The sequence below is a fragment of the Neobacillus notoginsengisoli genome (genome assembly GCF_003515685.1).
GTDB lineage: Bacteria > Bacillota > Bacilli > Bacillales > Cytobacillaceae > Bacillus_D > Bacillus_D notoginsengisoli.
Genome location: NZ_QWEG01000011.1, coordinates 209,644 through 224,441, shown reverse-complemented (window position 1 = coordinate 224,441; position 14,798 = coordinate 209,644). Strand labels below are relative to the sequence as shown.

Below are 14,798 nucleotides of genomic sequence, written 5' to 3'. Positions count from 1 at the left end.
ACCTCACGTACGGTTTGATGAGGGGGAACAGGAAAAGGACTTGCCCACTTGTCTGGCTTAGTAAGGTGGAACACCCTGAAACCCGAGGACAAGAAGGGCAAAGTCTAATTCCTGTTTTCTACTCTACAAGGTCGGGATAGTAATCTATCAAAACGCACCTTTACTGTCGCAAAAATGAGTGTTTTCCCGCCGAAATACTTTCCCGTGATAATTTAAAGGTTTATGACAATTTATATAGGGGTAATATTTTTCTAAATACATCATCTATAGACCGAAGCAATTCCGATGGGCCCATTTGGATAACAATATCGCGATCAATATGACAGCCGCAAAGAATTTCAGCCTTTTTAACATCCTTAAGCCGTTGAAAGGAAGTACCCAATTCATCTTTTGAAAGGCTGCCATGGAAGGTCGCACCCGGCTTCATATGGTCTTCAGACCAGACATAGCTGGCTGGTATTGCTTGATGGATTTGATTTAACTGGTTTAAAAAGGTTTCTCCGATTTGCGGTTTTCCGTTACATTCATAAATGACCGCAAACCAGATGAATAGATGGGTCTCCCATAAACCAATTTGAAAATGGGGAAGCATTTTATACCCCCTTGGGTTACTTGCAAATGCAACCCAAGTATCATTCGGAGGATTCTTAGTCCGTCTGGCATGCTTTGCTACATGGGCAAACATCTCCTCCTCAGTCAGCTCGGATAATCTTGGAGCAAAGTGACTGCCGAGGAAATCGAGTTTTGGCCTGACCGTTTGGATAAGTGCTTCCATCCTTTTTTCAAGGCCATCAATTGTAAAAACTAGAAAATCATCTTCTGTAAAGCCGTTAAATTCCATAAAGCCCTCCTGCTGTTCTGCTTTGAAGCCATTTTAGCACACGGAGGCCTTTAGATAAAATTAAATACCGTGATAGTTGAATTTCGCATTTTTTGGTGCCGATTCTCGATTTAGCTCATATTATATTAAAAAAATCTGAAAAATCAGTTTAGTATCCGGAAGGAGTGCTTACTAATGAAACAATTGATTAATTCGACGAGGAAAAAAGCTTTTGATAAGGAAAGAACGGCAGTATTAAGGCTTGAAATGGATTATGAGCTTGCTACACTTTTCGATGCGATGTCAGAGAACAACGAAGAAATGAAAAAACATTGCAAATTAAGGCTTGAAAAAATCCGCCAAGAACTCCTCCGCCTCAAGGCACTTTAAACGGGATGGAGACAGGCAAGAAAAACGGGTTGGCAATAAGCTTCCATATTGAATCTAATTAAACGGACTCACTGGCTATGCCGGAGAGTTCGTTTATTATTTTTGATGAAGGAGACCATATAAGTTGAAGGACCATGGTGAATTAGATTAAGCTAGAAGGCAAAGGCATTTTCTATATGGAGGTCTTTAAATGGATTTGGATCATGTGTTTGAGCAAGCGAAGAGCTGGGTGCTGGAAGCAGGGGAACAAATTCGTTCCTCTTTTGATAAAACGTTGAATATCCATACGAAAGCAGACCCAAATGATCTCGTAACGAATATTGACCGGGATACTGAAAAGTTTTTCATTGAAAAAATCAGAGAAACCTTCCCTGGCCACCGGATATTAGGTGAAGAAGGGTTTGGGGACGAGCTGTCGGATTTGAACGGAGTCGTCTGGATCATTGATCCAATTGATGGGACAATGAATTTCATTCACCAGCAGCGTAATTTCGCCATATCTGTAGGGATTTATGAAAACGGAGTTGGTAAAATTGGACTTATTTATGATATCGTCCATGATGAGTTATATTACGCTGTCGTTGGGCTGGGTGCTTTTTTGAATGAAAAGAAAATTCCTAAATTGAAGCCTGCCATTGTCAAGGAAGCAATCTTGGCGATGAATATTACGTGGGTACTGAAAAATAAGAGGGTTGACCATAAACGCCTTATTCCACTCGTCCGTGAAGTTAGAGGGACGAGGTCTTATGGTTCGGCTGCTTTAGAACTGGTATACGTCGCGACTGGAAGAATAAATGCGTATATTTCACCCCGCTTAGCACCTTGGGATTACGCAGGCGGGGCAATTATTGTCGAAGAACTGGGTGGAATTGTGACGAACTTGGAGGGTGGTAAGCTCGATATGCTAACTACCTCATCTGTTTTTGCTGCCAGCCCGGGGCTTCACGGGGAAATTCTTGAGAAGTACTTAAAGTGATAAAATGTAGAACTGCAGGCGGAAACTGGAAACCAGTCCGCCTTTTTTTATTTATAGAAACGGACAGCCATTTCTCCAGCCAACGAGCTCTATTTTGTTCCTGGAAGTTTCTTGCTTTTAAATCCGCCGCGCATCGAAAAAGCCAATAGCCCAAGGCTTAAGAGGAAAACAATTACACTCTTTTCCCCAATGGCAATGCCAATCCCTGATAAAGATGCTGCAGCAAGAGCTGCATAGCCTAGTACATTCCACTTAATATTTCTCACGGGCACTCAATTCCTTTCAAAATTAAAGATAGGGAAAAACTTCTGGAAAATCAATTAATTTGAAAAAAGTTTAATTTATCACTAGGTAAGGGAAGAATAAATAATAACTAAAAATTACCGATTTTATATGTTCTATGTTATAATAGTTCAGTTGTACTTGTAAATAGTCTAGCCAAACACGGCTTAACCTCTAGAAAAGGCAGGAGTGAACCACATTGAAAAAAAGAATTGATATACGAAATATAGCCATTATAGCCCACGTTGACCACGGCAAAACGACCTTGGTTGACCAGTTGCTCAAACAGTCAGGAATATTCCGTTCCAATGAACATGTTGAAGAAAGAGCGATGGACTCGAATGACATCGAGCGTGAGCGAGGAATCACCATTCTTGCCAAGAACACAGCCATCCAATATAAAGACACGAAAATAAATATACTTGATACACCAGGACACGCTGACTTTGGCGGAGAAGTGGAACGAATCATGAAAATGGTCGACGGTGTCCTCCTCGTTGTAGATGCATACGAAGGCACGATGCCTCAGACACGGTTTGTTTTGAAAAAAGCTCTTGAACAAAATTTGACTCCAATTGTTGTCGTCAATAAAATAGACAGGGATTTTGCCCGGCCAGGGGAAGTTATCGATGAAGTCATCGATCTGTTCATTGAATTGGATGCAAATGAGGACCAACTCGAATTTCCGGTCATCTATGCTTCCGCTTTGAATGGAACGGCAAGTATTGATCCGACGAAACAGGATGAAAACATGCAGGTCTTATATGAAGCCATTATAGAGCATATTCCGGCTCCAATCGACAATCGTGAAGAACCGCTTCAATTCCAGGTTGCCCTTTTGGACTACAATGACTATGTTGGAAGGATTGGAATTGGCCGTGTATTCCGGGGAACGATGAAAGTGGGCCAGCAGGTCGCCCTTATGAAGCCGGATGGATCAGTCAAGCAGTTCAGGGTTACAAAGATTCATGGCTTTTTTGGTTTAAAGCGCCAGGAAGTTCAGGAAGCCTTTGCAGGTGATCTCATTGCCGTATCCGGGATGGAAGACATCAATGTCGGCGAAACGATCTGTCCGGTTGAGCACCAGGAAGCACTGCCAGTCCTCCATATTGATGAGCCTACCCTTCAGATGACATTCGCGGTTAATAACAGTCCGTTTGCAGGAAGGGAAGGAAAATATTTAACTTCGAGAAAAATTGAAGAACGTTTGCATGCCCAGCTTCAGACTGACGTCAGCCTCAGAGTTGAAAATACGGATTCACCGGACGCATGGATAGTATCAGGCCGAGGGGAACTGCACCTTTCCATCTTGATTGAAAACATGCGACGTGAAGGATACGAGCTGCAAGTATCAAAGCCTGAGGTTATTGTAAGGGAAATTGACGGAGTCCGTTGTGAACCGGTAGAAAGAGTCCAGATTGATGTTCCTGAAGAATATACAGGGGCAGTCATGGAGTCCATCGGCGCGCGCAAAGGTGAAATGGCGGATATGGTTAATAACGGCAATGGCCAAGTCCGTCTTACTTTCATGATTCCGGCCAGGGGATTAATAGGGTATACGACTGAATTCCTTACTCTTACAAGGGGTTATGGAATTATCAACCATACGTTTGACAGTTATGAGCCTATGCTTGCCGGCCAGGTCGGTGGAAGGCGCCAGGGTGTTCTTGTTTCCATGGAGTCAGGCAAAGCTACAACTTATGGGATTATGCACGTTGAAGATAGGGGAACCATTTTTGTGGAGCCTGGAACAGAGATATATGAAGGCATGATTGTGGGAGAACATACCCGTGAAAATGATATTACTGTAAATATAACGAAAGTAAAGCACGCTACAAACGTCCGTTCAGCAAATAAGGACCAGACTTCGACAATTAAAAAGCCGAGAATCATGACTTTGGAGGAATCACTTGAATATTTGAACGAAGACGAGTATTGTGAAGTTACACCAGTGTCAATCCGTCTGCGCAAAAAGATCCTTGATAAAAACGAGCGGGAGCGGTTTGCGAAGAAGATGAAATACGCTGAAACGAATCAGGATTAAGGGGGGGGGAATGCAAGAATGGAAGATCGGCTGTCCTTTTTTGCAGCTCTGTATAAAGTTGGGGAAAATCCGGATACGGGAATGTGGCTGCTTTACGGTACCATTGTTGCCCTTTCCATTGTTGTGTACAAGCTTGGTTTTGCAAAAAAACTGCCTCCAGCCAAATCGGCGCTCATTTATATATTTCTGGCACTTGGCAGTACAATCCTTACATTTTTAGGAGTTATGCTTCCGATAACCGAAGGCTTGGTAGTAGCCGCGCTTATCCTTTTTATTTACAAGATAAGGCTTAACCAAGAACGAAAGGCGAATACAGAAGCATAATGGACGGGGGTTCAGAGAATGAATTCTTTGCAGGACACATTATATAACTGGCTGACCATCAAAGTGGTCTGCGATGCGCGGCCTGATGACTTAGCCGCATCCGAGACGAAAGAACTGTTTGAGGAATTGCTCGTTGAGAAATACGAGCTTCCTGTTTCCGAGTTGACGATTGAAACGGAAGAAGATATGTACTATGTCCATTATGAGCGTAATGGCGAAAAGAAAAAAACACGCTTTCCAAGGGAACTGATTGAGGTTATGCTGAATCAGATTAACCTTGAACCGGAAAAGTTCGCCAACTATCCGAATGAAGCTGAAAATTGACATGAAAACCCCCTGAATCTAATTTCAGGGGGTTTTCCATTTTAAAATTCATCGTCTTCTTTTTTTGCTTGGTACAGCTTGAATTTACCACTAGCAAGCCGTTCGCTTGTCCGCATGCTGATCCTGTCATGGCATGTTTTGCACAAGTATGTATGGATTGGCCGGTTGCGAAGGCGTTTCGCATCGGGTAAGTCATCGGGAATTGTTTCAATCGTATCGCATATTACACACTTCACTCTCAAACTCGAATCCACCTCAAATCTGTTTACTTTCACATAGAGAAATTTACTGGCATACTTATAGTATAACACGGGAGCTTGCCGGAATGTAATCCACTCGCCCTTGCAAGTTGAACTCTAAAAAGGGGAATAGTAAGATGGTAGAGAGCCGCGTACCATACAGTTTGGAAAGGAGTAAATAGAATGGCGAATCAGGTTGAACCAAATCTCATTAAACCATTGTTTGATGAATTGCAAAAAGAAAGGTTTGTCACCTTTGCGACCATTGACCATGAGACTGGCGGGCCGAATGTTAACGCGATTTCATGGGTATTCGCAAAAGACGAGAGCACGATTTACGTAGCGGTCGATAACCGTTCGAGGATTGTCCACAATATTAAAAATAAAAGCGATGTTGTTATTACAGTTATTGCTAATGAAACTACATACTCAATTACGGGCAATGCTGATGTCAAACAAGAACGCCTCGAGGGTGTTCCATTGAAACTTGCGCTCGTAGAAGTAAAAATCAAAGAGGTCCGCGACGTTATGTTTTACGGTTCTAAAATCATTCAGGAGCCTGAATACGATAAAACGTATGATAAAGATGCAGCCACCCGCCTTGATAACCAAGTGATGGACGCATTCAGAAAAGCATAAAACCGCACCGCAAGACCGATTTCAGTAAATGAAAAAGCTCACGCTGTTGTGAGCTTTTTCCGGTTAAGAAAGGGTTTACTTATGGTTATAAGATTCTTTTTCCTGCTTTTGGTCAAGTTTTCTCTTGTCATTCCTGGGCAATGTTTCTTTCGGCTCTTCTGTCGACTTGTCCATATCCGGCTGGGGAATTTTCCCTGGTGCTTCAGGAATGATCCTTCCTGCTATATCTGCTAGTTCATATAAGATTCCTTGCAGCGGCTTACCATTTCGGATGTCGGCGGATAGCTCGCGCAGCCGTGCGTTCATATCCGGATCTGCCACCACCAATGCCTTTGCCCCGGTAGGATCATTTTTCAATGCTTCTGCAACAGAGTATTTAATAACTCCCGCCTCGGACCTTTCTGTGGCTGCGTCAATATTAATCCCAACAATCGCATACCTGCCAAGAACAATTGCGTTTGCACTGTTTACATTCGGCACTGAGGAAGCAATCTGTTCCAGATGCCTGGCTGCGCTTTCCCCTGTTTTCCGGTCTACATCCCGGACTTCAGTATTCCTGACTTTCATTCGATTTTGATTACTTTCCGGCTTACCGCCATCTTTTACTCCGCATGCAGAAAGAAAAATAATCAAACTTAAAAAGAACACTAATTTCTTCAATAGCACACCTCCCGTCCACTTTGTCCTGCTGGTTCAAAAGGCAGGCACTTCCATATTGATTATTGTTGTGAAAACCGTCTAACTTTATTCCTGAGGTCATATATTTTACCAAAAGTGCTAAGCGAGGACTTAAAGCGGGAGGCGTTCGATTGAGTAAAATATATGTATTGGACACCAATGTTTTATTGCAGGACCCATATTCGCTATTTTCTTTTGAAAACAATGATGTTGTCATCCCTGCTGTTGTATTGGAAGAAGTCGATTCGAAAAAGAGATATATGGATGAGATTGGCCGGAATGCCCGCCACGTTTCGAGGTTGATCGATGGGTTCAGGTCAATTGGCAAGCTTCATGAAAGGATTCCTCTTGAAAATGGGGGAAATCTTAGAATCGAGATTAATCATCGATCCTTTCATGAGCTCCAGGAAATATTTACGGAAAAGACAAATGATAATCGAATATTGGCTGTAGCGAAAAACTTATTTCTTGAGGAACAGGCAAAGAAAAACGGAAGGCAGGTGATTCTTGTCAGCAAGGATGCGCTTGTCCGCGTGAAAGCAGATGCAATTGGGCTCATTGCAGAGGATTTCCTGAATGATAGGGTCGTTGAAGCGGACCACTTATTTGACGGTTTTTTGGAAGTTCATTTGTCAAAGGAGATACTGGATACTTTTTATGCTAAAGGGGAATTGCAGCTTTCCACACTGCCAAACTATTTCTATTATCCAAATCAATTTCTCATTTTAAAAGATGCGCTTGGCAGTTCTGCGTCTGCGGTAGGGCACATCGATCCGTCAGGGAAAAAGGTGAGAAAGCTCTTTGTTAAGCAGGAGCATGTCTGGGGAATCAATCCCCGAAATGTCCAGCAAACGATGGCGATTGAATTGCTGCTTCGGAAAGATATCCACCTTGTTACTTTATCGGGGAAAGCGGGGACAGGGAAAACGTTGCTCGCGCTTGCTGCGGGGCTGATGCAAACAGAGGACTTGAAACAGTATAAAAAACTGCTGGTTGCAAGGCCAATTGTGCCACTAGGTAAGGACCTCGGGTATCTGCCAGGTGAAAAACAGGAAAAGCTAAGGCCTTGGATGCAGCCGATATTCGACAACCTAGAATTTTTATTCAACACTAAAAAACCTGGCGAGTTAGATGCGATTCTGGCGGGAATGGGTTCCATTGAGGTTGAAGGACTGACCTATATTAGGGGGAGAAGCCTTCCGGACCAATATATTATCATTGATGAGGCTCAAAATCTTACGAAGCACGAAGTGAAAACAATCCTGACAAGGGTAGGGGATGGGAGTAAAATTGTTTTGATGGGAGATCCAGAACAAATCGACCATCCGTATTTAGATGCCTACAATAACGGCTTGACCTATGTAGCAGAAAAATTCAAGGACCAGCCGCTTTCAGGCCATGTTAAGCTAATTAAAGGAGAACGATCAGGGCTTGCCCGTCTAGCCGCTGAATTGCTTTAAGGAAGTACAACAAAATGAATCCAGTCTGAATCAGCATGTGAGGAAGAAGGATAAGGATTGAAACCTACTAAAACGAAAACAGCCGCCTTGGACTGTTTTCGTTTATTGGTATGACAGGGCGGGGAAGGGAGCCGCCCCTCAGTTTTTTTTAGATAACCTTAAAACTCGCAACTTTTTTAATTGGATTTTCCTTGTTAGAGCCATCGGAGAAGTAAAGGTGGATTGGCCCGTCTCCGCGAAGCGGCTTTCCTTTTTTTGAAAAACAGGCAATAAGCCCGTATGACTCTTCAAGAGGAATTCTGTACTCTTGACCATCTGCTAGAATGAGTAAATATTCGGCATCTTCATCAGGTTCGCTGTTATGTAAAAAAGGTCCTAGCTTCATCCCAAAAGTTCCTTCAAGGACTTTTTGCTTTTCGAATTTTTTTTTGCCCGTTTCGGGAATCTGGGCTCCTTCCGTTATCTCCTTGTCCCATTGCTTTGAAACAGATTTCGTATAATCCGCAAGACTATTATCTTTTCTTTTGTATACGTCAAAATATGTATCCAGATCAATCCGACGATCATCAAAAATCCAGACGCTTGGATCAATTGTGATTGGGTATTTCACTTTCCCTGTAACCTGTATAATTCCATCCATTGCCATTCCTCCATTTTTCTCCGAATGTATTTTGAGTATATCCTGTTTAGGACTGAAAGTCATATCTCCTGAATTGACTGGCTGGTTGTTATAAGTCTTGCAATTTTAGGCCAGTAACGGTAAAATTTAAAGATAGTTGGGTAATCGCTCGGAAACGGGGGGATCGATGTTGGCGTCCGAAATGATCGTGAATCATCAGGAAAAAGCATATGCCATTTTAAAGGCTGACGCTGATAAAATATTGAAGTTGATAAAAGTCCAAATGGATAACTTAACAATGCCCCAATGTCCTCTGTACGAAGAGGTATTGGATACACAGATGTTTGGATTATCTAGGGAAATAGATTTTGCCTGCAGGCTTGGGCTCATAGATGAAAGAGATGGCAAAGCCATTCTGGAAAAGCTTGAAAGGGAACTTTCAGCACTCCATGAGGCATCTTTAAAGAAATAAGGTATAAACCCAAACACTGAACTTGTTTGGGTTTTGTTATTTTTAAGCCACTTTTTAAATTTAATTGTTCATCACAATTTTGGGGTAATCATTTTATTATGATCAACCATATAGGTTGAACTTAAATTTTATACAAATTAGTCAAGGAAGCAGGTTGATTGAAGCTGAAGGCACGAAGACTCCTCGAAAATGCTTTCGCATTTTCTTCGTGCAAAGCCTATTCGAAGAAGCTGTTTGTCCTGCGGGATGTGGCGGCAAGGTGGAGACCCCGCAGGCGCCAAAGCGCCGAGGAGGCTCCACTGACGCCCCGCGGAAAGCGAAGCGCCTCGTGACAGGCAAAAACCGCCTCGAGACAGGCAAAGAACGCCTGTCTCTGCGGTGATTATTCAAGGGCGCTTTCCCTTTGTGTCCCTGCGATGATTAACCTCAGAAGCTTTCCTTTGTGAAGCGAAAATCAACCAAGATTCACCTTGAAAAGAAAACTCTAGTTCAACCTATATATCAAAAATGCGTTTTTTGCACCTAAGAAACCCATTATCATTTATAATAGAATCATTCATTAAGGAATCGGGGAATTGCCATGCTGAAAAAAATATTAAAATCATACGATTTTTCATTAATAGCAGTGATGATTGTTCTGTCCATTTTTGGGCTAGTCATGGTCTATAGTGCGAGTATGGCATTTGCGGTCCAGCGATATCACGTTGCCCCGGACCATTTTTTTCAAAAACAGAAAATGTTTCTGATTGTGGCTGCGGGAATCTTTGCATTTTTTGCAGGCTTTCCTTATAAAATTATGAAAAGCACAAAAATGCTTGTCCCGATGGTCATCTTGTCGCTCTTAGGTCTCGGCGGTATATTTGTATTTGGGAAAGTAGCAGGTAATGCGCAAAGCTGGTATGAGATTGGCGGAATAAGTATCCAGCCATCCGAATTCGCCAAATTAGCCGTCATTATTTATTTATCAGCAGTTTACGCCAAAAAACAAAATTATATAAATGAGTTTAACCGCGGGGTAGTCCCCCCTTTGATTTACCTTATATTAATAAGTGGCCTCATTCTTTTGCAGCCTGACTTTGGGACGGCGGGACTGATCCTTTTGATTGCAGTTTCCATTATTCTATCATCAGGCATGAATGGGAAAAATATTTTCAAGCTTATTGCCATGGGAGGAATAGCTGGTGGTATTATTAGTTTTTTCCTGCAGGAAAAAATTTTTTCTGAAGTAAGAATGAGTAGGTTCACTGTTCTTGAGGATCCGTTCAGAGATGTCCTGAACGAAGGATTCCACTTGTCAAACTCCTTGCTGGCAATAGGATCAGGGGGCATAACAGGGCTTGGTCTTGGAAAGGGTGTCCAAAAACTTGGATATCTTCCCGAGTCCCACACTGACTTTATCATTGCAGTCATCGCCGAGGAGTTAGGGTTGATAGGGGTTGCCTTCGTTATTATCTGTCTTGGCTTTATCGTGCTTCGAGGCATCCATATTGGGCTAAAGTGTAAGGATCCTTTTGGGAGTCTGCTTGCCTTGGGGATATCCAGCATGATTGGGATTCAATCCATTGTTAACTTGGCGGGTGTCTCCGGGGTCATTCCCTTAACAGGTGTGCCTCTACCGTTTGTCAGTTATGGAGGATCATCGCTTATCCAATTGGCGGTTGCAGCCGGTATATTGGTGAATGTATCGATGTTTGCCAATTATGAGCAAAACTACAAAACGAAAAAGGCGGAAAGTCCACCCGCGACACTCGCAAGGGAACCAATACGAGCAAGACGATAAGTAACAAATTCATACAAAAAAGATGCCTGAAACAAGGCATCTTTTTTTATGTTGAGATTAAAATTGCTTACATACCCTTGTCCAGGTTGGTGGACTGTTTTGGTGTAATAGACTTTCCTTTGCTTCGGTAGACTAGAAGGAGGAAATAGCTAAACATGCCGAACAAGCAAGTTATGAAAAAAGCGTGTGATAAAGCAATGTATATATTCAGTCTAGTAAAAATGACGAGCGCCCCGGCAATGACCTGGAGTGATACAAGGATTAATGAAATCATCCAGCCCCAGTAAAGTACTTTTTCGTGTTTATATTGCTTTGCGGCAAGCCATGCTAAGTAGGCTACCCATATGAAGATAAGACCCGCGGCTGCCCTGTGTCCCATCTGCACCCACTCATAAATATTATCAGGCAGGCCAAAAACTGAATTTGAGCAGAGTGGCCAATCCGGACAAACAAGGCTTGCGTTCATATGCCTGACAAGAGCCCCTGTGTAAATGACGATATAGCTGTAAATTGTTAGCCAAATGATGTGAGATTTCATTTTGTGATCAATTATCAGCTTTTCAGCGTCAAATTTCTTATCAATCTCAAAAATAAGCAGAGTTAACAGGAATACAGACGCAAAAGAGATAAGTGATATCCCAAAATGGAGAGCCAGGACAAAATCAGATTGGCCCCAGACAACAGCTGCGGCACCAATCAACCCTTGCAGAAGCAAAAAAGCAAACGACAGGGCTGCCAAAAATTTAGTTTCCCTGATATGTCCGATAGCCTTCCATGCCCAAATGGACAGAATCAGAACCATAAATCCAACTGCACCCGAAACAACCCGATGCGCAAGTTCAATAACCAGTTCGGGGGTAATTTCATCCGGTACTAATTGTCCGTTACATAGCGGCCATGACCTGCCGCAGCCCATCCCTGAATCTGTCTTTGTAACAAGGGCGCCACCTAGTAAAATAAATACCATTCCAATTGTTGTTGCGACAGCAAACCATTTCAAAGAGCGACGCAAAATATTCACCTCTTAATTCAAAGTTCAATAATTTGTCATAAAATTAACTTGTAAGTATAATAAATGGGAGCCGGGGCAAAGGCCCCTTTTACATAATAGCCGAGAAAGGAAGAAAAGAACAGAGCCATGCATGATTAAATGTCCCGTCAAAAGAAGACTCACACTCAAATTTCCCTTTTAGGCAAGATGGTGGAACTCCATGGGGGGAATTCTAGGGCAAAAGAATGAAATGAGTTTTCTAACAATAATTTCAGCCTTGATTAATATTATATTAATATATAATAATCTAAAAATTGGGAATTGGGAAAAGGAAGATTATTCACTCTAAGAACATAACCAGCGAGGGACTTAACACTGTCTTCTATATAGTAACCTATTTATGGATTTACTAAAACTTGAAAAATTATGAAAACCGAAGGTGTGTCAAAAAAAGTCACATTAATTTCAAAAAAAGTTCACAAAAAAGACTTGAAGTGTGATTTAATATACAGAGAAAGCAATTACTATTTTCTTATATAATTAGCAACATCTTCATAGTGTAAAATAATTGCGATAAGAGAGAAAAAAGTTATTCGCGCTAACACCGTAACCAGAATGAAGAATATTATCTCATTTCGGTTATTCGGACGAAAAAGGGAGGAACAGGAATGTCCAATCCGAAGTCTGTTAATGAAAGCATTGGGGCAATCCGTTTGGATGAAACAACTCCATGGCAGGATTTTCTAGCTTTAATAAAAGTAGGGATAGTGAATTCGAATCTAATTACAACTTTTACAGGATTATGGCTGGCATTACATTTTACCGGTCTGAGGTTTCTTGAGAATCTTGATTTAGTATTCTTTACGCTTGCGGGTTCTTCACTCATTATTGCTGGTTCATGCAGCATCAACAATTATTATGACCGTGATATTGATCCGTATATGGAAAGAACAAAAAGCAGGCCGACTGTAAGCGGGAGAGTTCAGCCCCGGGTGGCATTATGGCTGGGAATTGCATTAATCGCAGCAGGGACCATATTTCTTTTCATGACCACTATTACAGCGGCAGTGATTGGTATCATTGGCGTTTTCAGCTATGTCGTCCTTTACACGATGTGGTCTAAACGGCAATACGTTTCAAATACGATTGTAGGCAGTATTTCTGGAGCTGTGCCCCCCCTTATTGGCTGGGCAGCAATTGATGGGAATCTGGACCCAATGGCTTGGGCGCTTTTTGCACTTATGTTCATTTGGCAGCCCCCCCATTTTTATGCCCTTGCCATGCGGAGGGTGGAAGAATACAGGGCCGCAGGCGTTCCGATGCTTCCTGTTGTAAAAGGCCTGAAAAGGACGAAGCTGTCCATTATCATCTGGGTTGCAGCTTTGTTGCCAATTCCGTTTTTCTTAAAATCTCTTGGGATCCCATTCCTGATACTGGCAACCATTTTAAATCTGGGTTGGCTGGCATTGGGGATTTATGGATATAGAAACAAAGATGAAATGCAATGGGCAAAGAGGATGTTTGTGTATTCCTTGCAATACATGACAATTATTTTTGTTTCAATGGTCATTTTCTCATTCATCTAATTTGCCCAGGATGGCCCTTCTGCTTCGGCAGTTGGGATGCGAACACAAACACTTAAGACTTTAATGGAAAGAGGGGTAAGATTAAGCTATGAAAAGGCTTGCGAAATGGCGTCTCATGTCTTTGCTGACAGCCCTGGCGTTCATACTCTCCGGCTGTGGAGAGCCATATCTGTCAGCACTCCGTCCAGCGGGGGAAGTTGCCGAAAAGCAATACTGGCTGATGAAGCTCAGCACTGGAATTATGGTTTTTGTTATTCTTGTAGTCGTTGTAATCTTTATCATTGTCCTGTTTAGATTTCGCCGGAAATCGGATGATGAAATTCCGAAACAGGTGGAAGGCAACCATATGATGGAAATCATTTGGACGGTCATTCCGATTTTCCTACTGCTTATTTTAGCGGTACCAACAGTTACAGCAACGTTTGATCTGGCGGATGTGTCGCCGATGGATAAAAAGAACAAAGATGGTACACGGGATGTCCTCGTAGTGAATGTCCGTGCAAGCCTTTACTGGTGGGAATTTGAATATCCAGACCAGAAAATCGTAACGAGCCAAGAGCTTGTTGTTCCGACAGATGAGAAGGTTTATTTTAACCTCAAAGGCTCCGACGTTAAGCACTCTTTCTGGATTCCACCTGTTGGCGGAAAAATGGATACAAATACAGACACGATAAACAAAATGTGGCTTGTATTTGACAGTAAAAAAGCAGAAGAAGCCGGGAATGTTTTCTATGGGAAATGTGCTGAGTTATGCGGTCCTTCCCATGCTCTGATGGATTTCAAAGTGAAGGCTGTATCACGGGCTGACTTTGACAAATGGGTAAAGGATATGCAGGCCGTTAAGGATCCAGCAAAACCGGCAACAGCTGACGCGCAGGCCGGGCAGGAAATCTTCAATAACAGCTGTATCGGCTGTCATGCTGTGACTCCGGCAAATACGACTCCGGAAGCGGCAAGGCAAGGCCCTAACTTGACCAACTTTGGTGAACGTGATTATGTGGGCGGTATTTTGAAAAATGATGAAAAGAACTTGAAAAACTGGATTAAAGAGCCTGATAAGTACAAACCCGGATCAACTATGCCTGGATTTGGCCATCTGTCAGAAGAGCAGCTTGACCAAGTGGCAGCTTATTTGATGGGATTGAAAGTCCAAGAATAACCGGGATGGGTGAAA

At 42.5% G+C, this 14,798-nt stretch carries 18 protein-coding genes; 12 read left to right on the top strand and 6 right to left on the bottom strand.

All coding sequences use genetic code 11. The features are described from left to right. Positions 1–220: 220 nt before the first annotated feature. Positions 221–841, bottom strand: a complete 621-nt coding sequence (locus D1B31_RS17720) for a YktB family protein (RefSeq protein ID WP_118922882.1) — start codon at positions 839–841, stop codon at positions 221–223. A 174-nt stretch (positions 842–1,015) separates the two neighbouring features. On the opposite strand from D1B31_RS17720, the gene D1B31_RS17715 reads away from it, so the two are divergent. Next, the gene (locus D1B31_RS17715; protein ID WP_048824343.1) at positions 1,016–1,210 is read left to right on the top strand and encodes a hypothetical protein; all 195 of its coding nucleotides are present in this window, start codon (positions 1,016–1,018) and stop codon (positions 1,208–1,210) included. 190 nt (positions 1,211–1,400) lie between these two features. Then, a complete protein-coding gene (locus D1B31_RS17710) occupies positions 1,401–2,186 on the top strand; it encodes an inositol monophosphatase family protein (RefSeq protein ID WP_118922880.1) in 786 nt (261 codons plus the stop codon). 89 nt (positions 2,187–2,275) lie between these two features. On the opposite strand, the gene D1B31_RS24370 is transcribed toward D1B31_RS17710, so the two are convergent. Beyond that, positions 2,276–2,452: a DUF5325 family protein gene (locus D1B31_RS24370; RefSeq protein ID WP_158587582.1), complete on the bottom strand. Its 177-nt coding sequence runs from the start codon at positions 2,450–2,452 to the stop codon at positions 2,276–2,278. A 215-nt stretch (positions 2,453–2,667) separates the two neighbouring features. On the opposite strand from D1B31_RS24370, the gene typA reads away from it, so the two are divergent. The 3 genes from typA to D1B31_RS17695 are packed head-to-tail and all read left to right on the top strand — an operon-like array spanning position 2,668 to position 5,160. Then, on the top strand, positions 2,668–4,512 hold the full coding sequence (typA, locus tag D1B31_RS17705; protein ID WP_118922878.1) for a translational GTPase TypA: 1,845 nt from the start codon (positions 2,668–2,670) through the stop codon (positions 4,510–4,512). Between the two features lie 18 nt (positions 4,513–4,530). Then, complete coding sequence (locus D1B31_RS17700) at positions 4,531–4,836, top strand: YlaH-like family protein (RefSeq protein WP_118922876.1); 306 nt, start codon at positions 4,531–4,533, stop codon at positions 4,834–4,836. Between the two features lie 18 nt (positions 4,837–4,854). After that, positions 4,855–5,160 (top strand): hypothetical protein, encoded by a 306-nt coding sequence (locus D1B31_RS17695; RefSeq protein ID WP_118922874.1) that lies wholly within the window; start codon positions 4,855–4,857, stop codon positions 5,158–5,160. A 41-nt stretch (positions 5,161–5,201) separates the two neighbouring features. Here the strand turns inward: D1B31_RS17695 and D1B31_RS17690 are convergent, their stop codons facing one another. After that, positions 5,202–5,402, bottom strand: coding sequence for a YlaI family protein (locus D1B31_RS17690; RefSeq protein ID WP_118922872.1), 201 nt, complete (start codon positions 5,400–5,402; stop codon positions 5,202–5,204). Between the two features lie 180 nt (positions 5,403–5,582). Between D1B31_RS17690 and D1B31_RS17685 the strand changes: the two genes are divergently transcribed. Next, positions 5,583–6,038, top strand: coding sequence for a pyridoxamine 5'-phosphate oxidase family protein (locus D1B31_RS17685; protein WP_118922870.1), 456 nt, complete (start codon positions 5,583–5,585; stop codon positions 6,036–6,038). Between the two features lie 75 nt (positions 6,039–6,113). On the opposite strand, the gene D1B31_RS17680 is transcribed toward D1B31_RS17685, so the two are convergent. Beyond that, positions 6,114–6,698: a YhcN/YlaJ family sporulation lipoprotein gene (locus D1B31_RS17680; RefSeq protein ID WP_118922868.1), complete on the bottom strand. Its 585-nt coding sequence runs from the start codon at positions 6,696–6,698 to the stop codon at positions 6,114–6,116. Positions 6,699–6,847: 149 nt separating this feature from the next. Between D1B31_RS17680 and D1B31_RS17675 the strand changes: the two genes are divergently transcribed. Next, positions 6,848–8,176 carry a PhoH family protein gene (locus D1B31_RS17675; RefSeq protein WP_118922866.1) on the top strand — a complete coding sequence of 443 codons (1,329 nt, stop codon included), beginning with the start codon at positions 6,848–6,850 and terminating at the stop codon, positions 8,174–8,176. Positions 8,177–8,324: 148 nt separating this feature from the next. Here the strand turns inward: D1B31_RS17675 and D1B31_RS17670 are convergent, their stop codons facing one another. Continuing rightward, positions 8,325–8,816, bottom strand: a complete 492-nt coding sequence (locus D1B31_RS17670) for a peptidyl-prolyl cis-trans isomerase (RefSeq protein WP_118922864.1) — start codon at positions 8,814–8,816, stop codon at positions 8,325–8,327. Positions 8,817–8,985: 169 nt separating this feature from the next. Here D1B31_RS17670 and D1B31_RS17665 point away from each other — a divergent pair, with 169 nt between their 5' ends. From D1B31_RS17665 to D1B31_RS17655, 3 genes are all read left to right on the top strand, one after another. After that, positions 8,986–9,267: an Fpa/YlaN family protein gene (locus tag D1B31_RS17665; protein WP_118922862.1), complete on the top strand. Its 282-nt coding sequence runs from the start codon at positions 8,986–8,988 to the stop codon at positions 9,265–9,267. Between the two features lie 208 nt (positions 9,268–9,475). Continuing rightward, the gene (locus D1B31_RS24365; RefSeq protein WP_158587581.1) at positions 9,476–9,649 is read left to right on the top strand and encodes a hypothetical protein; all 174 of its coding nucleotides are present in this window, start codon (positions 9,476–9,478) and stop codon (positions 9,647–9,649) included. A 198-nt stretch (positions 9,650–9,847) separates the two neighbouring features. After that, positions 9,848–11,047 (top strand): FtsW/RodA/SpoVE family cell cycle protein, encoded by a 1,200-nt coding sequence (locus tag D1B31_RS17655; protein WP_118922858.1) that lies wholly within the window; start codon positions 9,848–9,850, stop codon positions 11,045–11,047. A gap of 67 nt (positions 11,048–11,114) precedes the next feature. Here the strand turns inward: D1B31_RS17655 and D1B31_RS17650 are convergent, their stop codons facing one another. Then, the gene (locus D1B31_RS17650) at positions 11,115–12,059 is read right to left on the bottom strand and encodes a COX15/CtaA family protein (RefSeq protein ID WP_118922856.1); all 945 of its coding nucleotides are present in this window, start codon (positions 12,057–12,059) and stop codon (positions 11,115–11,117) included. A gap of 647 nt (positions 12,060–12,706) precedes the next feature. Here D1B31_RS17650 and cyoE point away from each other — a divergent pair. Then, a complete protein-coding gene (cyoE, locus tag D1B31_RS17645; RefSeq protein WP_118922854.1) occupies positions 12,707–13,624 on the top strand; it encodes a heme o synthase in 918 nt (305 codons plus the stop codon). Between the two features lie 88 nt (positions 13,625–13,712). Further along, the gene (gene coxB / locus D1B31_RS17640; RefSeq protein WP_118922852.1) at positions 13,713–14,783 is read left to right on the top strand and encodes a cytochrome c oxidase subunit II; all 1,071 of its coding nucleotides are present in this window, start codon (positions 13,713–13,715) and stop codon (positions 14,781–14,783) included. Positions 14,784–14,798 lie beyond the last annotated feature (15 nt).